The organism is Xenophilus arseniciresistens, from assembly GCF_028023875.1.
Lineage (GTDB): Bacteria > Pseudomonadota > Gammaproteobacteria > Burkholderiales > Burkholderiaceae_C > Xenophilus > Xenophilus arseniciresistens.
This window is the reverse complement of record NZ_JAQIPB010000001.1, coordinates 705,325-723,282: the sequence shown is the minus strand read 5'-3', so window position 1 is coordinate 723,282 and position 17,958 is coordinate 705,325. Positions and strand designations below refer to the sequence as shown.

Genomic DNA, 17,958 nt, shown 5'->3' with positions numbered 1-17,958 from the left:
CTCAGTCCAGAGATATGTTGGCTTTGCGAATCACATCGCCAAAGCGCTGGCTCTCGCTCTTGACGAAGGTGTTGAACTCGGCGCGCGTGGCCGGGAAGGGCTCATAGCCGAAGACCTTGTACTTCTCCAGCATCTCGGGCGAGGCCAGGGCGGCCTGCACGTCGGTGCGGATCTTGTTCGTCACGGCTTCGGGCAGGCCCGGGGGCACGGCCAGCGCGTTCCAGCCGATCACTTCGAAGTTGGCAGGGCCGCCCGATTCAGCCACCGTGGGCACTTCGGGGAAATGCGGCGAGCGCTTGGGCGCGGCCACGGCCAGCAGGCGCAGGCGGTTGGCGCGGTACATCGGGCCCGCGGTGCCGGCGCTGCCCAGCGCGAACTGCAGCTCGCCCGTGGAGACCGAGGTGTAGAGCTGCGTGGTCTCCTTGAAGATCACATGCTCCATCTGCGTGCCGGTCACGCTTTCGAACAGCTCCGAGCCCAGGTGCACGGGGTTGCCCACCGACCACGAGCCGTAGTTGAGCTTGCCCGGGTTGGCCTTGGCGTCGGCAATGATGTCGCCCACGCTCTTGTACTTGCTGTTCGTGCCCACCGTGAAGAAGAAGTAGGTGCGGAACAGCGGCAGCAGCGTGTCGAAGTCCTTCACCGGGTCGTAGGGCAGCTTCTTGAACAGGGCCGGGTAGGCGGCCAGGTGCACGTTGTCCAGGATCAGGATGTCGGTGCCGTCCTTGGCGCCGCGCTTCCACGCGTCGATCGCGATGAAGCCATTGCCGCCGGGGCGGTTGTCCACGGTGACGGGCTGGCCCCAGCTGCGGCTGAGCTTCTCGGCGATCACGCGCGCCGCGCCATCGGGTGCACCGCCCACGGGGAAGGGCGTGATGATGCGCACGGGCTTGCTGGGGAAGCTGGTGGCCTGCGCGTTCGCAGCCATCGGCAGCGCCGACAGGGCCAGCGCGGCGCCGGCCAGGCCCATCAGCGTGCGGCGGGTGCTCTTGTTGTGTTGCATCTCGGTCTCCTCGTTGCTTGGTTGAGTGGTGGGACAGGGAACTCGGTCGGTCGATCCAGCAGGTGTCAGTCGATGTACTTGAGCCCGGCCGCGGCCAGCGGCTCGCGCATCTTGTACATGTCCAGGCCGAGCACGCCGCTGGCGAGCTTGGCGCGCTTCTCGCCTTCGAAGGACTCGCGCTTGCGTGCGGCCTCCAGCGTGGCGGCGGCCTTCTCGCGCGGCACGCAGACCACGCCGTCGTCGTCGGCCACGATCACGTCGCCCGGCGTGACCAGCATGCCGGCGCAGACGATGGGAATGTTCACCGAGCCCAGTGTGGCCTTGATCGTGCCCTTGCTCGAGATGGCCTTGCTCCACACCGGGAAGTTCATCTCCTGCAAGGTCTTGACGTCGCGCACGCCCGCGTCGATGACCAGTGCGCGCGCGCCGCGGGCCTGGAAGCTGGTGGCCAGCAGGTCGCCGAAATAGCCGTCGGTGCATTCGGCCGTGACGGCCGCGACCACGATGTCGCCGGGCTGGATCTGCTCGGCTGCCACATGCATCATCCAGTTGTCGCCGGGCTGCAGCAGCACGGTGACGGCGGTGCCGCTGACCTGCTGGCCCGCGAAGATGGGGCGCATGTAGGGCTTGAGCAGGCCCACGCGGCCCATGGCCTCGTGCACCGTGGCCGAGCCCAGCGCGGCCAGGCCGTCGGCCGTGTCGCGGTCTGCGCGGGTGATGTTTCTATAAACGACGCCAAGTTCGTACATGAAGAGGGTGCTCCGTTGAGAGTTTTGCGGCAGGCGTGAAAGGGGCGGGCGAAGCGCTCAGCGGCCCTGGCCCTTCAGGCGTGCATCCAGGCGCGGGAACACGCGGCGCACGTTGGCTTCGTAGATCTGGTGCTTGTCTTCGGCGCTCAGGATCTTCGAGGCTTCGATGTAGCGCTTGGTGTCGTCGTAGTAGTTGCCGGTGGTCGGGTCGATGCCGCGCACCGCGCCGATCATCTCGCTGGCGAACAGCACGTTCTTGACCGGGATCACGGTGTTGAGCAGGTCGATGCCCGGCTGGTGATACACGCAGGTGTCGAAGAACACGTTGTTCATCAGGTGCGTGTCCAGCAGCGGCTTCTTCATCTCCTGCGCCAGGCCGCGGAAGCGCCCCCAGTGGTAGGGCACCGCGCCGCCGCCGTGCGGGATCAGGAACTTCAGCTCGGGGAAGTCCTTGAACAGATCGCCCTGGATCAGTTGCATGAAGGCCGTGGTGTCGGCGTTCAGGTAGTGCGCGCCCGTGGTGTGGAAGCAGGCGTTGCAGCTCGTGCTCACATGGATCATGGCCGGCAGGTCGTACTCCACCATCTTTTCGTAGATGGGGTACCAGTGCCTGTCGGTCAGCGGCGGGCTGGTCCAGTGGCCGCCCGAAGGGTCGGGGTTCAGGTTGATGCCCACGGCGCCGTACTCCCTGACGCACTTCTCCAGCTCGGGAATGCAGGTGGCGGGATCCACGCCGGGCGACTGCGGCAGCATGGCCACGGGCACGAAGTTTTCGGGAAAGAGCTGGCTCACGCGGAAGCACAGCTCGTTGCAGATGGCGGCCCAGGTGCTGGAGACGTTGAAGTCGCCGATGTGGTGCGCCATGAAGCTGGCGCGCGGGCTGAACAGCGTGATGTCGCTGCCGCGTTCCTTCATCAGGCGAAGCTGGTTGCTCTCGATGGACTCGCGCAGCTCGTCGTCGCTGATCTTCAGATCGGCCACTTTGGGCATGACGGCCGGGTCCTGGATGCCGGCGATCTGCTGGTTGCGCCAGGCCTCCAGCGCCTTCGGGGCGGTGGTGTAGTGGCCGTGGCAGTCGATGATCAGACTCATGGGAAATGCTCCTCGGGGTTGTGGGGGCGTTGCCGGCGATGCGCGCGCCGGCTTCAGACGGGTTCCATGCCCTGGCGGCGCTTGGCCTCGGCCGCCTCGGGCGCGGCCATGAAGGCCAGCAGGCGGCGCACGGCATCGGCCTGCGCCGAGCCGGCAATCACGCCGGCGGAAAACACGGTGTCGATGGCAATGGCCGGCGGCAGCGCGCCGACGATGGCGATGCCCTCGACGTGGATCAGCTCGCTCAGTTGCTGAAAGCCCAGCGCCACCTCGCCGCGGGCCACCAGCGAACCCACGGGCACGCCGGGCGGCGCCTGCACGGTGCGGGCCTTCACCTCGTCGGCGATGCCCCAGCGCTCGAACAGCTTTTGCAGCGCCACGCCGCTGGGGCCGGTGGAATAGCCCACGGTGGGCGCGGCCAGCACGGCGGCGCGCACGGCTTCTTCGCTGCCGATGTCGGGTTGGGGGCTGCCCGCACGCACGGCCACGGCCGTGCTCGACAGCACCAGATCCACCTTGCTGCCGGGCAGCACACGGCCTGCGGCTTCGAGCTTTGCAATGGCGTCCGCAGCCAGAAAGACCACGTCAAAACTTTCTTCGCCGGCCTGCACGCGCCTGGCGGCGTCCACGCCGCCCACCGATTCGATGTGTACGGGCTCGCCGCCGGCCGCCTGCCAGGCCGTGGCAAGCTCGGCCAGCACCTGGCGCGTGGCCATGGACGAAATGCCTTGAAGGGGGGTGGTCATGCGCCTTGTCTCCAGAAGGCGCCCGGGCCGCTGCCGGGCGCTGGTCCAGGAACGCCTTTTTTCGAGTGCCTGGGCGGTGGCAACAGCTGCCTGGCGCGCGGCTCGCAAAAGCGATTTCCTGCCGCGCATTCTGCGCAGCCCAGGCCCCGGCGCCCAGCGGGCCCACCGGCTAGCAGTTAGATCAAAACGGCATAGCTGATGGTATGGTTGCAGCTTTATGAACAGTCTCGCGGTGCCGTCTTGGACCTGAAGCAGCTCGAATACTTCGTCCGCGTGGCCGAGCTGGGCAGCTTCACGCGCGCCTCGCAGGCGCTGGACGTGGCCCAGCCCGCGCTGTCGCGCCAGGTGCGCCTGCTGGAAGTGGAACTGCGCCAGAACCTGTTGGTGCGCAACGGCCGCGGCGTGACCTTGACCGACGCGGGCGCGTTGCTGCTGCAGCATGGCCGCGGCATCCTGCACCAGGTGGCGCGCGCGCAGGAAGAGCTGGCAGGCGCGCGCGACGGCCTGGCCGGCCGCGTGGCCCTGGGCCTGCCGCCCAGCGTGGCGCGCGCCTTCGCGGTGCCGCTGATGCGCGCCTTTCGCCAGCAGATGCCGCACGCGCAGCTGTCCATCAGCGAGGGCCTGTCGCTGGCCATGCAGGAGGCCCTGGGCGCGGGCCGGCTGGACATTGCCGTGCTCTACAACGTGCGGCCCGTCGCGGGCCTGGACATCGAGCCGCTGATGGAGGAAGAACTGGTGCTGGTGCAGGCGCGCCCGCCCGGCCTGCAGGAAGACCCGCCGCTGCCCCTGCCGCTGGCCGCGCTGGCTGCGCTGCCGCTGATCATCCCCAGCCGGCCCAACGCCATCCGCATGCAGGTGGAAGCCGAACTGGCCGCGCTGGGCCTGCGGCCGCAGGTGGCACTGGAGATCGACGGCGTGCCCGCCATCCTGGAACTGGTGGCCGAAGGGCTGGGCAGCGCCGTGCTCACGCGCCATGCCGTGAGCAGCGCGGTGCGCCCTTCAGCCTTCTCGGTGCGCGCCATCGGCGAGCCCGGCCTGCACGTGCGCGCCTGGCTCGCCACCAGCTCGCAGCGCCCCGCCACGCGCACGCAGCAGGCGGCGCTGGGGTTGTTGCGGGAGGTGGTGGGGCAGCGGAGGGATTGAGGGGCGTGTTGTGCCAGGGCCGTTGCACGCTGCGTGTTGAGCATTGAGCGCTGGGAAACGTGTTTGCCACACTCTTGAAAGCCAACGGTCTGCAAACTCACGTTGAGTTCTCGCTTTTGGAGCGAGCTGACATGCGCGACAGACCCAGGGCAAGGTGCAAGATCAACGCTCGAGCGGCCCACTTGCCCTATTCCTCGCAAAGGTATCCTGCCAGCAATCAAACGATCCGGAGGTATGCGCATGGGCGAACTCGAGAGCAAATCGTCTCGACTGCAGCTAAGGATTGAAACGCAAGGCCCAGCACCATCGGCCGTCCGGGACGGGGCGGCTCCGCGAACCATCCTGCTATGTCTTGTATCGGCGGTGGTGGCCTCACTGGTAACCATCGGATTCTGTTTCAACAGAATCGACTGGGATCTGATTCAGCAAGTTCATGGCACTTTCTGGGCGGCATTGATAGTCGCTCCGATCACGCTAACCGGCGTGTTTTTGACGAACAACAGCCACGACCGTCGCGCAACGGCTCAACTTGCCGCGGAGGCGGACAAGTCGGACAAGCAACTGCTCCACGATGCGGATCGCCTCGCCATGCAACTGGATCATGCGGCCAATGAAGCTCAGATTGCACGCCAACTGAACATGCGCCGGGAGGTCTACCTAGAGGCGGCTGAAGAGATGGTCCGCGCCAACACATTTCTCGGGTCGATGTTCAATCTCGACTACGAAGATCCCAAGGCACTTGAAGGTTTGGCGGGATATGTCAGCGCAAACGCGAAGGTCTTGATGGTCTCCGAACCAGACGTTGCCTATGAAGCGCTGCGGCTGCAGACGATGGTCGGAAAGCTAGCCTTACTCGCAACGCCCGCCGGCGTATCGGCCTCTCGCATACATGCCGAGGCCAAGCTTGCAGAGGTCCGCGCCGCTCGGCTCGGCCAGAAAGTCCAGGCGTTGGAGGAGGAACAACAAGGCGTTGATGCTGACAACGCCTCCTCTCGCTGGATGCAACTGGGCCAAGAGATTGGGCGTTGCAGAGCAGCTCATATCGAGGCGTTGAATGTCTCCGCAGACCGTTTCGGGAGTTCGGCTGAGGCTCGCCGGAATTTTGTAGCCTTCCTCAGACCGCATATCAACGAGATTGGTGATCAGCAAGTACGGGTGCTGGCTCGACTCCGTGTGGAGCTAGGCTTCGATGCGGACGAGGAACAAATGCTCGCGGAAGCCCGTGAAGTCCGGTGCGCAATATTCGCCCAGGTCGATTCGGTGCTCGAAGGGTTGGGAGCTCGCACGAAGGTAGGGGCTCCTGATACATAAGGGCGGGTTAAAAATCCGAACTGCAACACCCGCAGTTTTCAGTAAACAAGCGTGCCAGGAGATGAAGGCGATGCAATTGGCTGGGGCATGAGGCCTGGGAGTCGCACTCTCTTCGCGCAGATCAGTCTGCCCGTTGCGGCGGCGCTGGCTTGATGGCCGCGTCCTGTCTTTGCTGTACGCTGTGGAGAGGTCGAATTCGGCATGCCCAGGTGCCGAGTGCGTTTCCATACAGGCTCGGCCGGATTCTGCCGTAGCGAGCACGCGCGGGATGCGCGCAAAGCACCAGCGCGATTCACGCCTTGCTTCGCTGATCCAACAATTTTTCAGCCTCAGCGTAGCTCAAGACCAGAGCCATCGATTCAGCAAACTGCTGCACCCGCCAAGGGTCTATCAGATCGGGGTTGCTCAGATCGGTGTGCATGTCGACAACTAGCTGCGGGGTCGGGTTCTGCCGAGTAAACATTGCACCCGTGCCGTGCTGGGACACCACCCACCGTTCGTCATCTACGACCAGTTCACCAAAAACGCGAATACCTACAAGCCGTTCATTGCCGCGAACCTCTGGGTGGCGCTCTAATAGCGCACAACTCAGGCGGCGCTGGTGCATCTTCAGTTCGTCTAGCAAATCACTGCTCATTGACACCTCATGCCGATGGACCCAAGAACGTCCGCTCTTGGGGCCGAATGCTGCCGCACAGCCGCCGCTTCGACGATAAAGACATTCACCCATCCGCCGGGTTCACGCCGCTACGCCAATTGGCCCATGGGCCACGGGCGGCTCTAAATCTGCGGCCAGGGCTCCCCTTCAGGCGGCAGCAGATGCCACAGCCCCTCAGGCAAGCCCGCAAAGTTCTGCACAAAGCGCGCAGCAGCACGCCCTTCGGCCTGCACATCGCGGATCACGATGGCCGCGATGCGCGTCGGGTGTTGGCGCGCGACCTGGGCGTAGATCTCGGGGTCGGCCTCGCCTGAATCGCCCACCAGCAGGAAGCGGCGCCGCGGGAAGTCGGCCAGCAGCCGCTCGATCACGCCGAGCTTGTGCGCACGCGAATCGCCGCTGCCTGGGATCAGCGTGTTCCAGCGCGTGCTTTCGCGCAGGTGCAGGCTGCCGGCCGGGAAGGCTTCGGTCTGCAGAAAGTCTTCCAGCGCCGGGGCCAGCTGGAAGGGGCTGGCCGAGAGGTAGTGAAAGCGCGTGCCTTCGGCTTTCGCCAGCCGGCGAAAGTGCGCGGACAGGCCCGGCGCGGCCTGGAAGGGGCGCACAAAGGTGTTGAGCAGCATCTCGCGCCGGTCGTTCACCTGCGTGATCTTGACCGTGTCGTCGATGTCCGAGACCACCGAGAGCCCGTCCTCGGGCACCAGCAGCGCATGGCCCAGGAACTGGCGCGCATCGCCTTCGGTCAGTTGGGCGCGAAAGCCCACGGTGCGCGCGTCGGGCGGCAGCGCCCGGGCGTCGAGCACGATGCGCGCCTGGCTGCGGCCGGCCGCGTCGGTGGGCGGCAGGGCATGTGGCTGGCTCTGCAACGGTGCGTCGAACACGAGGTCCACCACCTTGGCGCGTTCCGAATCGGTCAGAAAGAGGGCGCAGCGCGCATCGAAGCGGGCGCGGTCTTCGGCGGGCAAGGTGGCGCGGTCCAGCCCCAGGTAGCGCGCGAACAGCGCCTGCACGCCGCGGCGGCGCTCGCGTTCATAGACCCAGGCATGGATGTCCACCTCCACGCGCTGGGCATCAAGCCAGCGCGCGATGGCAGGCACGAAGAGCACCTGTTCGTCGGCCCGCAGCGCGCGCGCCCTGGCGCGGCCGGGCCAGGCCGCCATCAGCGCGGCCAGCAGCGCGGCGCGCTGCAGCAGGTGGCGGCGTGTGGCGGCGCCGCAGGGTGCGGGCGCTTCACGCTCCATGCTCGTAGGTTACAAAGGCAAAGGGCAGGCCGCTGGCGGCGATGTGCGATTCGCGCGCCGTCTCGCGCCAGGCCGGGCCCAGCGTGGGGGCGAAAGCGTCGCCTTCAAAGTCCTGCGCGATTTCGGTGACGATTGCGCGCCGGGCCAGCGGCTCGGCCTCGGCATAAATCTGGGCGCCGCCGATGACCCACAGCTCGTTCACGTCGCCGGCCAGCGCAAAAGCTTCCTGCAGGCTGCCCGCGCGCTGCGCACCTTCGGCCTTCCAGTCACTCTGGCGCGTCACCACGATGTTGGTGCGGCCCGGTAGCGGGCGAAAGCGCGGCGGCAGCGAATCCCAGCTCTTGCGGCCCATGACCACGGGCGCGCCCAGCGTCTGGCGCTTGAAGTGCGCAAGGTCTTCCGGCAGGTGCCAGGGCAGCGTGTTGTTCGCGCCGATCACGCCGTTGGCGGCGCGCGCGTAGATCAGGTTGATGCGCGGGCTCATGCCTTCTTCAAGCCTTCACACCGCCACGGGCGCCTTGATGGCCGGATGCGGGTCGTAGCCCTCGAATTCGAAGTCTTCGTACTGGTACTCGAAGATGGACGCAGGGCGGCGCCTGATCTTCAGCGTGGGGTAGGGGCGCGGCTCGCGCGAGAGCTGCAGCGCCACCTGCTCGGCATGGTTGCTGTAGATGTGGCAGTCGCCGCCGGTCCAGATGAAGTCGCCCACCTGCAGGTCGCACTGCTGCGCAATCATGTGCGTGAGCAGCGCATAGCTGGCGATGTTGAAGGGCACGCCCAGAAAGATGTCTGCGCTGCGTTGATACAGCTGGCAGCTGAGCCGGCCTTCGGCCACGTAGAACTGGAAGAAAGCGTGGCAGGGCATCAGCGCCATCTTGTCCAGCTCGGCCACGTTCCAGGCGCTCACGATGATGCGGCGCGAGTCGGGGTTCTTCTTCAGCGTGTCGATCACCTGGCTGATCTGGTCGATGTGGCCGCCGTCGGGCGTGGGCCAACTGCGCCACTGAACGCCATAGACCGGGCCCAGGTCGCCGTCTTCGCGCGCCCATTCGTCCCAGATGGTCACGCCGCGCTCGCGCAGCCAGTTGTTGTTGGACGAGCCTTCCAGGAACCACAGCAGCTCATGGATGATGGACTTCAGATGGACCTTCTTGGTCGTGACCAGCGGGAAGCCTTCATTGAGGTCAAAGCGCATCTGGTGGCCGAACACGCTCTTGGTGCCCGTGCCCGTGCGGTCGGCCTTGAACACGCCGTGCGTGTCCACATGGCGCATGAAGTCCTCGTATTGGTGGCGGATCGGATGGGGGGTCATTTCAGTCGGAGCCAAAGAGGGTGTCGAGGGCATCTTGGATCTGGTCCTGGAAGCGCTTCAGGTTGTCTACGGGGCGTCGCAGGTCGGTGACAGGCAGCGCGCCGATGGATGCCGTGTCCATCACGACGGATTTGCCGGCCGCCTGGAACTCGGGGTTGAGGTTGCGCACACGCGCTTCGAAATGGGTGCGTGCATACAAGGGGACGACCACCCGCGTGTGCAGGCCGCCAAGAAAGTCGTTCTGGACATCCAGAAAAAACGGGATCGCCTGGCGATCGGAAGGATCGGGGTTGGCATATACGTCAAAGCGCGGCATCGTGGCGGCCCGGATCATCAATCCTGGCGGCCGTCGCCCAGGCTCCTGCCAAAGCTGCGGTACTTCGCCAGCGGAAGCCCCTCACGCGCGATGCGTTCGTTGTAGGCGGCGATGGCCTCCTTGTTGTCTTCCGCCCAGCGCTCCCAGTAGCGGCGCTTGACTTCGGCGGCGAGCAACTCGTCCACCGTCTGAGACAGGTTCATGCCCATCTCGCGGGCCATCTCCAGCACCTTGGAATTCAGCGACAGGTTCGTCGCCTTCTTGGGGGCATTGTCGAAGCGGAGCATGGGAGATCCTCGTGAGGAAAGGATGCGCAGATTTTATGCGCATGACTGCTGAGCGCGCCGGGCGCCCGGCCATGCTCCAATCGCGACCCCATGTCTTCGTCTTCCCTCGTTGCCTGCCGCAGCGGCTGTGCTGCGTGCTGCATCGCGCCTTCGATCAGCTCGGCGATTCCCGGCATGCCCGGCGGCAAGCCCGCAGGTGTGCCCTGTGTGCAACTGGACGAGCAACTGCGCTGTCGCATCTTCGGCCAGCCGCAGCGCCCGGCCGTCTGTGGCGGCCTGCAGCCTTCGGCCGAGATGTGCGGGGCCGACCGGGACCAGGCGATGGTGTGGCTCACCCGGCTGGAGCAGGCCACGGCGCCTGCGCGCTGAACGGCGCGCTCAGGCGTCGAAGGCCTGGCGCACCTGCGCGATGAAGGCCGTGGCCAGGGCCGAGGGCGGCTCGTTGCTGGGCCTGAGCATGTGGACCTTGTGCGTGGGCGCGGCGCGCAGCGGCCGGTAGCTCAGCTTCTGGCCGTTCCACGCGCGCGCCGTGAGTTCGTCGACGATGGCCACGCCGGCCCCGCAGGCGGCCAGCGAACAGGCCACCTGGCCCGAACGCACTTCGATCTGCGCATTCGGTTGCAGCCCCTTGTCCTGCCAGTGCCGCGCGATCAACTGCCCCTGCGGCGTGTCGGAGCTGAACGCGATCAGGCGCTCATCCCGAAGGTCTTGCAGCCTGATGTGCCTGTGCGCCGCCAGCCGATGGTCGGGCCTGAACACGCAGGCAAAGGACCAGCGCCCCACCACCTGCGAGCTGAGCATCGGATGCTCCACGGGCAGCGTGGAGATCGCGATGTCGGCCTCGTGCCGCACCAACTGCGCCACCATCTCGCGCACCAGCTGCGTTTCCATGTAGATGCGCGCGGTGGGAAAGCGGGCCGTGAGCGCCGAGATGGCCTGCGGCACCACCTCCAGCGCCGTGCTGGGGCTGGCCAGCACGCGCAGCGACAGGCCCGTGCCTTCCTTCAGTTCCTGCGCGCGGCGCTCGATGCGCTGCACGCCCTGGTAGACCCGGTCCACTTCCGAATAGAGCGCGCTGGCTTCGGGTGTGGGGCGCAGCTTGCCGCGCGTGCGTTCGAACAACTGCATGCCCAACTGCAGCTCGATGTGGCCGAGCATGCGGCTGATGCCCGGCTGCGAGACATGCAGCAGGCGCGCGGCATCGGTCACGGAGCCCGTGAGCATCACCGCCCGGAACACCTCGATCTGTCGGAGATTCATCGCCAGGAAGCACGCAGTTTGAATAACCTGATGTTATGACCAAGGCATGCCATGGTATTTGTGGCTATGGCCGGCCTGAAGCACCATCGAAGCCGTCAGACAGACAGATGGAGACAACCAATGAGTTCTGCGCTTCCCCGCCGCCGCGTGCTGGCCAGCCTGGCGGCCTGCACGGCCGCACTGGCCACTGGCGGCAGCTTTGCATCCACCCCGTGGCCCAACAAGGCCGTGCGCATCATCGTGCCCTTTGCGCCCGGCGGCGGCGCCGATTCTTCGGCGCGCCTGCTGGCCGACCTGTTCGCGCCGCAACTGGGGCAGGGCGTGATCGTCGAGAACAAGCCCGGTGCGGGCAGCGCCATCGGCGTGACTGCGGCGGCCCAGGCCAGGGACGGCCACACCCTGCTGATGGCCAGCAACAGCATGGTCATCAACCCTTCGCTCAACCCGCAACTGGCTTCAGACCCGGCGCGTGACTTCGACGCCATCGGCATGGTGTCGGCGCAGCCGCTGGTGCTGGTGGTGCCGGCCAACTCCCCGGCCAAGTCCTTCAAGGAACTGCTGGCGCTGGCCAAGGCCAGGCCCGGCATGACGGCCGGCAACAGCGGCAATGGCACCCTGGCCCACATCGCCTCGGAAATCTTCGCGGGCCAGGCCGGCACGCAGATCACGCCCGTGGCCTACAAGGGCGAAAGCGCGCTGCTGCCCGAGATGATCAGCGGCCTGGTGGACTTCGGTTTCCTGAACCTGCCCAGCGTGGCTGCGCACATCAAGTCGGGCCGCGTGCGCGCGCTGGCCGTGTCTTCGCCGCAGGACGTGGCGGAGCTGCCCGGCGTGCCCACGGTGCGCGCGCTGGGCTTTGCCGCGCTTGAAGTGCAGGGCTGGGCTGCGCTGCTGGCGCCCAAGGGCAGCATCGCGCCAGAGGGCCTGACGCGGCTGGAGGGCCTGCTGGCCCAGGCCCTGGCCTCCGACGCGGCCAGGACCCGCTTCGCCCTGCTCAACGTCACGCCCTTCGTGCTTGACCGCGCCGCCACCACCGAATTCCTGCAGCAGGAGACGGCGCGCTATGCCGGCGTGATCAAGGCGCGCGGCATCAAGGCGGGATGATGACGCTCGCCCCCGCAACCCTCCCTTCGTCTTCATCGTCGGACGCCATCTTCCACACCGACGTGCTGGTGTGCGGCGGCGGCGTGGCCGGCACCATGGCCGCCGTGGCCGCGGCCCGCGCCGGGGCCCGCGTGATGCTGATGGAGCGCTATGGCTTTCTGGGCGGCAACGCCACGGCGGGCGCTGTGGCCCAGTTCAACAGCTGGCAGACGGCCAATGGCCGCACGGTGGTCGCGGGCCTGGCGCAGGAGGTGGTGGACCGGCTGCGCATCTACGGCGCGGCCGCGGCGCATGAGCGCTTCGTGATGTCCACCGGCCACCGCATGGACCGCGTGGCCTACGCGCCCGAGGTGCTCAAGCTGGTGCTGGACGACATGGTCAGCGACGCGGGCGTGCTGCCGCTTTTGCATGCCAGCGTGCTGGACGTGCAGCGCGAAGGCCGGCGCATCGTGCAACTGCGCGCGCTGACCAAGAGCGGCATCGTCGCCATCCGGCCGGGCGTGCTCATCGACAGCTCGGGCGACATGGACGCGCTGCGCAAGGCCGGCGCCTCCTTCCTCGAACTGGAGGCGGATGAAGCGCTGCAGCCCGCCACCATGATGTTCCGCTTCGGCCCCATCGATTTCGATGCGCTGGAGGCTGCCGACATCCAGGCGCTGGCGCGGCGCGGCTATGAAGAAGGGGCGCTGGCCCGCGCAGCATTGCATGTGGCGCGCGACCCCTATTCGCAGGACGGCTGGTTCAACGTGAGCCGCCTGGCCATCGACGCCACCGACGCCATGGCCCTGGGCCGGGCCGAGATCGAAGGCCGCCGCCAGGCCTGGAGCGCGGCCAAGTTCCTGCGCCACAGCGTGCCCGGCTGCGCCGACGGCCGGCTGCAGGCCTTCGGCACGCAGGTGGGCGTGCGCGAAACGCGCCGTGTGCAGGGCGAGCATGTGCTCACGGCGCAAGAGCTGCTGGCGCCGGTGGCCTTCGACGACGCGATTGCGGCCGGCGCCTACCCCATCGACATCCATCCGGCCGCGGGCGGCGAGCTTGAATATTCGGCGCTGGGCGAAGACCACGCCTACCAGATCCCCTACCGCAGCCTGTGCCCCGTGGGCCTGGACAACGTGCTGGTGGCGGGCCGCGGCATCTCGGCCTCGCACAAGGCGCTGGCGGCGATCCGGGTCATGACCATCTCGATGGCCGTGGGACAGGCTGCGGGCATGGCGGCGGCCCTGGTGGTGCAGGGCGCGGGCAGCAGCGTGCGCAATGTGCCGGTGCCACGGCTGCGGGCGGCGCTGCTCGATGCGGGCGCGCTGCTGGCCTGAACGGCCGCGCACCTGCAAACCTGTGTTGCGATGGCTCACAAGTCTGCACGCGCGCGTCGGGTAAGCTGCACTGTGAACACAGGCGCGCGCAGCAGTAGCAGCGCGACGCTCCGGAAGGAATGCAGTGAGATCAGGATGGGGGGCGCTGGCATGCGCCCTGGCCGCGGCCTGCACGGCGTGCGGCAAGTTGTCTGGCGATTCGGCCATCGACCGCACGATCGCCAAGGCCAAGAACTACTTTCAAGCCGATGCGCGCCAGTGCTCCGTCGCCCTGTGGGGCGATTCGGTGCTCTATGGCGGCTACGACCTGGGCGAGTCGCGCCTGGATGAACCGCCGGCCGATGCGCTGCGCCGGCTGCGACCCAGATGGAAGGTCACCGACCATTCGTCCAACGGCGCCAGCGCCACCTACTTCAGCGACGACTTTCTGCGCAGCGAACTGCCCGAGCGCGTGCAGCTGATCCAGTACGGGCACAACGACCAGATCCTCGAGCTGCCGTATGAGGAGCGCATGCGCGAGATGATCGAGCATGCGCAGGCCAAAAAGCGCAGTCTGATCATCACGGGGCTGAGCAACGTCGAGCGGACCGACAAGGAGATCGGCTACCACGCGATGGCGCGCCGGCTGGCGCAGCAGCATCACGTGTGGTTCGCCGACTTCGGCAACGTGGAGTTCCACGACGGCGACACCTTCGACGGCCGACACCCACGCCCCGCCTATTCACTGCGCCTGGTGCAACGCATCGTGCAGACGCTGGACCAGGTGGCGCCTGAATGCGCCAGTTCCTGAACTGAGTCGCTCAGCCCTCCATGGCTGGCGCTGCAGCGCGAAAGGCTTCCGTTTCTTTTTTCTCGCGGCTGCGCTGACGCCCCGATGGCGGGCCGTCCTGCACGGCGGTCACAGCGCGCTCCCTACGGTAGGTGTTCACTTCAACCCCAACCCTAGGAGATAGCGATGACTGACGACAAGAAGGCAACCGGCCTGGGCGCCGCCGTAGGTGGCGTGGCCGGCGGTGTGGCAGGCGGCGCTGCAGCGGGCGCGGCCGTGGGCGGCATGACGGGCCCCGTGGGCGCAGCCGTGGGTGCGGCGGCAGGCGCGGTCATGGGCGCGATGGCCGGCAAGAGCATGGCCAAGGTGGATCCGGCCGAGGAAGACTCCTACTGGCGAGACAACTTCTCGAGCCGCTCCTATGCCAGCGGCGCCAGCTATGACGACTACGGCCCGGCCTACAGCCACGGCGTGAACTCGTACGCCAAGTACCAGGGACAGGGCCGCAGCTTCGAGGACCTGGACGCGGACCTGGGCCGCGACTGGAGCGGCGTGCGCGGCCGCTCGACGCTGGACTGGGACCGTGCCAGGCCCGCCTCGCGCGATGCCTGGCAGCGTCTGAGCGACCGCGTCGAACGGGCGGTGCCAGGCGATTCGGATCGGGACGGGCTGTAAGCCCGGCAGGGGGCGCGGCGGCCTGCGGCCTCAGTGGCCCTGCGCCGCCTGCGCGCGCAGCACGCGCCCCGGGTTCATGAGGCCCTGCGGGTCCAGCGCGCCCTTGATGGCGCGCATCATGCCCAGCGCCACGGGCGACTTGTGCTTCTCGAGCTTGTGCACCTTGAGCTCGCCGATGCCGTGCTCGGCCGAGAAGGAGCCGCCGAACTTCTCCACCTGGTCGTAGACCAGCGTGTTCACTTCCTCCTCGCGCTCGCGCAGGAAGGCCTTGGGGTCGCCGTCGACCGGCACCTGCACGTTGTAGTGCAGGTTGCCGTCGCCCAGGTGGCCGAAGTTGACCAGGCGCACGCCGGGCAGGCGCTGCTGCAGCAGCACGTCGGTTTCGGCGCAGAAGGCCGGGATGCGGGAAACCGGCACCGAGATGTCGTGCTTGATGTTCAGCCCTTCCTCGGCCTGCGCCAGCGAGATGCTCTCGCGGATGTGCCACAGCTCATGCGCCTGGGCCAAGCTCTCGGCCACCACGGCATCGCTCACGCAGCCGGCCTCGAAGGCGGTCTCCAGCAGCGCCTCGAAGCGCGAGCGTGCGTGTTCCTCGGACTCGTTGTCGGAGTTCTCCAGCAGCACGCTGTAGGGCACCTCGGGGTTGTCGATGAAGGGCACGCGCAGTTGCGGCATGTGCTTGTCGACCAGGCTCAGCGCGAAGCGGCCCATGACCTCGAAGCCCGTGAGCCCCGAACCCAGGTGCTGGTGCGCCAGGCCCAGCAACTCCACCGCCGCATCGAAGCTGGGCACGGCGGCCCAGGCCGTCAGTTGCACGGCCGGGCGCGGGTACAGCTTGACCGTGGCGGCCGTGATGATGCCCAGCGTGCCTTCGCTGCCCACGAAAAGGTCGCGCAGGTCGTAGCCCGTGTTGTCCTTGCGCAGCCCTGAAAGGCCCGACCACACCTCGCCCTGGGCCGTGACCACTTCAAGGCCCAGGCACAGCTCGCGCGCATTGCCGTAGCGCACCACCTGCGTGCCGCCGGCATTGGTGGCCAGGTTGCCGCCGATGGTGCAGCTGCCTTCGGCTGCCAGGCTCAGCGGGAACAGGTAGCCGGCCTTGTCGGCGGCCTCCTGCAGCACCTGCAGCACACAGCCTGCTTCCACGGTCATGGTCAGGTTGGCGCCATCGATCTCGCGGATGGCGTTGAGCCGCGTCAGGCTCAGCACCACCTGCTGGCCGCTGCTGTCGGGAATGGCGCCCACGGCCATGCTGGTGTTGCCGCCCTGCGGGACCAGCGTGACGCCCGCGGCCGCGCAGGCCTTGACCACCGCGGCCACCTCGGCCGTATTGGCCGGCCGCACCACGGCCAGCGCCTTGCCGCGTGCGCGCTTGCGCCAGTCCTGCTCGTACGACGCGAGGTCGCCGCCGGTCAGCACATGGGTGGGGCCGACGATGGCCTGGAGGGAAGCGAGAAAGTCTGCAGGGGCGGCGTGGGTCATCGAGGGAACAGGACAAACGGGGAAGGGGAGGGCCAAGGTTAAGCGCTGGCATTGTGTTTGCCAATCCTGATAATTCGAAGAGTTATGTTTGATCTTGCGAACAAAGTCAGCATGCGCCAGCTGCGCGCCTTCGAGGCCGTGGCGCGGCATGGCGCCTTCGCGCCGGCCGCGCGCGAGCTGTTCATCACCCAGTCGGCCCTGTCGGGCCTGATCCGCCAGTTGGAAGAAGCGGCCGGCGTGCGCCTGCTGGAGCGCACCACGCGCACCAGCGGTCTCACGCAGGCCGGCGGGCTGCTGCTCGAGGACGTGCGGCTGGCGCTGGGCTCGGTTCAGCACGGCCTGCGCCGCATGGACGAGCTGGCGTCGCTGCGCGAAGGCGTGCTCACGCTGGCCGCGGCGCCCTCGGTGCTGGCCGCGGTGGTGCTGCCCTGCCTGCCCGCGCTGCGCGCAGCGCACCCGGGCATCCGCGTGGTGCTGCGCGAGGAAAGCGGCGGCGTGATCGTGCGTTGCGTGCGTGATGGCGAAGTGGATTTCGGCGTGGGCGGCTGGCATTCGCAGGCCCAGCACCTGGACGCGCTGCCGCTGTTCAGCGACCGCCTGGGCGTGGTGGCGCCGGCCGGCCACCCGGTGCTGCGCAAGCGCCGGCTGGTGGGGGCCGACCTGGCCACGCAGGTGTTCGTGGGGCTGACGGGCGACACCGCCATCAGCGAGCTGCTGGGCGCGCAGGCCAGCCTGCCCGTGGCCGTGCGCGAGCCCGCGCTGCGCGTGTCGAACCCGCCGCTGATGCAGCAGGCGATCCGCGCCGGGCTGGGCCTGGGGCTGGTGCCCGCTCTGGTGGCGCAAAGCCCTGGTTTTCAGGGGCTGAGCTTCAAGCTGCTGGCCGAGCCTGCGCTGGCACGGCGCATTGTGGTGCTGCGCAACCCGCGGCGCTCGCTCTCGGCGGCGGCGGCGCTGTACCAGGAAGCCATCGTGCGACAGGCGCGCCGCGTGGCTCAGCAGCCCGGCCAGGGCTTCGTGCTCAGCGAGGATTGAGCCTGCCGGCCGCGCGCAGCCGCAGCCGCACATGGGCCGCGCAGGCGACGAACAGCAGCAGGCACAGCACGATTTCCAGGCCGGCCAGAGCACGGCTCAGGGCCAGTGTGTCGCTCCAGGCGCGCACCACGCCTTCGGTGAAGTACAGCCACACCAGCAGGCTGACCCAGCGGTAGGTGTACATGCGGTGCTTGAGCAGGCCCGCCAGCGGGATCGTGAGCGGCAGCACCTTGAGCGCGAGCCAGGAGCCGCCGGGGCGCAGGGGCGCCAGCCACAGCTCCCAGGCCAGCCCCAGCACGATCAGGCCCAGCAGGCTGCCCACGGCCAGCCAGCGTGTGGCGTCGACGATCACGGGGGGCTGGGAAGGGGCTGGGTTCACGGAGCGGAGAAATGCACGGAGGGCGCGCTGCGAACAGGCGTTGCGCCGGGCTGGGCCAGGGGTGGGCCAGGCGGGTGGCATCATACCGA

At 67.7% G+C, this 17,958-nt stretch carries 21 protein-coding genes; 8 read left to right on the top strand and 13 right to left on the bottom strand.

Translation table 11 applies throughout. The features are described 5' to 3' along the window. Position 1 precedes the first annotated feature (1 nt). From PGB34_RS03135 to PGB34_RS03120, 4 genes are all read right to left on the bottom strand, one after another. Complete coding sequence (locus tag PGB34_RS03135; RefSeq protein ID WP_271426606.1) at positions 2 to 1,003, bottom strand: Bug family tripartite tricarboxylate transporter substrate binding protein; 1,002 nt, start codon at positions 1,001 to 1,003, stop codon at positions 2 to 4. 65 nt (positions 1,004 to 1,068) lie between these two features. Then, on the bottom strand, positions 1,069 to 1,752 hold the full coding sequence (gene ligK, locus PGB34_RS03130; protein ID WP_271426605.1) for a 4-carboxy-4-hydroxy-2-oxoadipate aldolase/oxaloacetate decarboxylase: 684 nt from the start codon (positions 1,750 to 1,752) through the stop codon (positions 1,069 to 1,071). Between the two features lie 57 nt (positions 1,753 to 1,809). Then, on the bottom strand, positions 1,810 to 2,844 hold the full coding sequence (locus PGB34_RS03125; protein WP_271426604.1) for an amidohydrolase family protein: 1,035 nt from the start codon (positions 2,842 to 2,844) through the stop codon (positions 1,810 to 1,812). Positions 2,845 to 2,897: 53 nt separating this feature from the next. Then, complete coding sequence (locus PGB34_RS03120; protein WP_271426603.1) at positions 2,898 to 3,590, bottom strand: substrate-binding domain-containing protein; 693 nt, start codon at positions 3,588 to 3,590, stop codon at positions 2,898 to 2,900. A gap of 240 nt (positions 3,591 to 3,830) precedes the next feature. On the opposite strand from PGB34_RS03120, the gene PGB34_RS03115 reads away from it, so the two are divergent. Together PGB34_RS03115 and PGB34_RS03110 are read left to right on the top strand one after the other, a co-directional pair. After that, positions 3,831 to 4,733, top strand: coding sequence for a LysR substrate-binding domain-containing protein (locus tag PGB34_RS03115; protein WP_271426602.1), 903 nt, complete (start codon positions 3,831 to 3,833; stop codon positions 4,731 to 4,733). A 240-nt stretch (positions 4,734 to 4,973) separates the two neighbouring features. Next, complete coding sequence (locus PGB34_RS03110) at positions 4,974 to 6,044, top strand: hypothetical protein (protein ID WP_271426601.1); 1,071 nt, start codon at positions 4,974 to 4,976, stop codon at positions 6,042 to 6,044. A gap of 292 nt (positions 6,045 to 6,336) precedes the next feature. Here PGB34_RS03110 and PGB34_RS03105 read toward each other — a convergent pair whose 3' ends face one another. The 6 genes from PGB34_RS03105 to PGB34_RS03080 form a co-directional block, all read right to left on the bottom strand. Next, positions 6,337 to 6,681, bottom strand: coding sequence for a DUF6896 domain-containing protein (locus PGB34_RS03105; protein ID WP_271426600.1), 345 nt, complete (start codon positions 6,679 to 6,681; stop codon positions 6,337 to 6,339). A 143-nt stretch (positions 6,682 to 6,824) separates the two neighbouring features. After that, complete coding sequence (locus PGB34_RS03100) at positions 6,825 to 7,940, bottom strand: phosphatidate phosphatase App1 family protein (protein WP_271426599.1); 1,116 nt, start codon at positions 7,938 to 7,940, stop codon at positions 6,825 to 6,827. Further along, positions 7,930 to 8,424, bottom strand: coding sequence for a dihydrofolate reductase (locus PGB34_RS03095; RefSeq protein WP_271426598.1), 495 nt, complete (start codon positions 8,422 to 8,424; stop codon positions 7,930 to 7,932). The genes PGB34_RS03100 and PGB34_RS03095 overlap by 11 nt, the downstream gene beginning before the upstream one ends. Positions 8,425 to 8,439: 15 nt before the next feature. Continuing rightward, positions 8,440 to 9,252: a thymidylate synthase gene (locus PGB34_RS03090; protein ID WP_271426597.1), complete on the bottom strand. Its 813-nt coding sequence runs from the start codon at positions 9,250 to 9,252 to the stop codon at positions 8,440 to 8,442. Between the two features lies 1 nt (position 9,253). Then, positions 9,254 to 9,568 (bottom strand): CcdB family protein, encoded by a 315-nt coding sequence (locus PGB34_RS03085; RefSeq protein ID WP_271426596.1) that lies wholly within the window; start codon positions 9,566 to 9,568, stop codon positions 9,254 to 9,256. 17 nt (positions 9,569 to 9,585) lie between these two features. Continuing rightward, on the bottom strand, positions 9,586 to 9,855 hold the full coding sequence (locus PGB34_RS03080; protein WP_271426595.1) for a type II toxin-antitoxin system CcdA family antitoxin: 270 nt from the start codon (positions 9,853 to 9,855) through the stop codon (positions 9,586 to 9,588). Between the two features lie 90 nt (positions 9,856 to 9,945). Here PGB34_RS03080 and PGB34_RS03075 point away from each other — a divergent pair, with 90 nt between their 5' ends. Next, positions 9,946 to 10,224, top strand: a complete 279-nt coding sequence (locus PGB34_RS03075; protein ID WP_271426594.1) for a YkgJ family cysteine cluster protein — start codon at positions 9,946 to 9,948, stop codon at positions 10,222 to 10,224. Positions 10,225 to 10,233: 9 nt separating this feature from the next. Here PGB34_RS03075 and PGB34_RS03070 read toward each other — a convergent pair whose 3' ends face one another. After that, entirely contained in the window at positions 10,234 to 11,115 is an 882-nt protein-coding gene (locus PGB34_RS03070; protein ID WP_271426593.1) for a LysR substrate-binding domain-containing protein, read from the bottom strand. A 120-nt stretch (positions 11,116 to 11,235) separates the two neighbouring features. Here PGB34_RS03070 and PGB34_RS03065 point away from each other — a divergent pair, with 120 nt between their 5' ends. The 4 genes from PGB34_RS03065 (at position 11,236) to PGB34_RS03050 (ending at position 14,976) form a co-directional block, all read left to right on the top strand. Then, positions 11,236 to 12,219, top strand: coding sequence for a Bug family tripartite tricarboxylate transporter substrate binding protein (locus PGB34_RS03065; RefSeq protein WP_271426592.1), 984 nt, complete (start codon positions 11,236 to 11,238; stop codon positions 12,217 to 12,219). After that, positions 12,216 to 13,532: an FAD-dependent oxidoreductase gene (locus tag PGB34_RS03060; RefSeq protein WP_271426591.1), complete on the top strand. Its 1,317-nt coding sequence runs from the start codon at positions 12,216 to 12,218 to the stop codon at positions 13,530 to 13,532. The genes PGB34_RS03065 and PGB34_RS03060 overlap by 4 nt, the downstream gene beginning before the upstream one ends. A 187-nt stretch (positions 13,533 to 13,719) precedes the next feature. Beyond that, a complete protein-coding gene (locus PGB34_RS03055) occupies positions 13,720 to 14,322 on the top strand; it encodes an SGNH/GDSL hydrolase family protein (RefSeq protein ID WP_271426590.1) in 603 nt (200 codons plus the stop codon). A gap of 165 nt (positions 14,323 to 14,487) precedes the next feature. Beyond that, a complete protein-coding gene (locus PGB34_RS03050; protein ID WP_271426589.1) occupies positions 14,488 to 14,976 on the top strand; it encodes a glycine zipper domain-containing protein in 489 nt (162 codons plus the stop codon). Between the two features lie 30 nt (positions 14,977 to 15,006). Here the strand turns inward: PGB34_RS03050 and PGB34_RS03045 are convergent, their stop codons facing one another. Beyond that, positions 15,007 to 16,458 carry an FAD-binding oxidoreductase gene (locus PGB34_RS03045; protein ID WP_271426588.1) on the bottom strand — a complete coding sequence of 484 codons (1,452 nt, stop codon included), beginning with the start codon at positions 16,456 to 16,458 and terminating at the stop codon, positions 15,007 to 15,009. Positions 16,459 to 16,542: 84 nt separating this feature from the next. On the opposite strand from PGB34_RS03045, the gene PGB34_RS03040 reads away from it, so the two are divergent. After that, positions 16,543 to 17,490 (top strand): LysR family transcriptional regulator, encoded by a 948-nt coding sequence (locus PGB34_RS03040; RefSeq protein WP_271426587.1) that lies wholly within the window; start codon positions 16,543 to 16,545, stop codon positions 17,488 to 17,490. On the opposite strand, the gene PGB34_RS03035 is transcribed toward PGB34_RS03040, so the two are convergent. Further along, positions 17,477 to 17,869, bottom strand: a complete 393-nt coding sequence (locus PGB34_RS03035; protein ID WP_271426586.1) for a DUF2069 domain-containing protein — start codon at positions 17,867 to 17,869, stop codon at positions 17,477 to 17,479. The genes PGB34_RS03040 and PGB34_RS03035 overlap by 14 nt on opposite strands. Between the last annotated feature and the right edge of the window lie 89 nt (positions 17,870 to 17,958).